Here is a 242-nt window from a genome sequence, read left to right on the forward strand (position 1 = left end):
GGTCACGGCCACGCGCGCCGATGTTTTCTCCGGGATGCGTGCGGCGGGAATCGGCGTGAACGTTCATTATATTCCGATCCACACGCAGCCGCAGTATCGCCGATTCGGCTTCAGGCGCGGTGACTTCATCAATGCTGAGCGCTACTATGACCGGGCCATATCTATTCCGCTCTTCCCCGCAATGACCCACGAGCAGCAGCAGTTTGTCGTCGACACATTGGGCGGGTTGCTGGGATGAAGGC

General features: G+C 59.5%; 1 protein-coding gene. It reads left to right on the top strand.

The features are described 5' to 3' along the window. A partial coding sequence (locus tag ACNEUN_RS06415; RefSeq protein WP_463631625.1) for a DegT/DnrJ/EryC1/StrS family aminotransferase occupies positions 1-238 on the top strand: 238 nt, incomplete at its 5' end. Positions 239-242: the final 4 nt, after the last annotated feature.

This window comes from Gardnerella sp. C0684A1 (genome assembly GCF_055326835.1).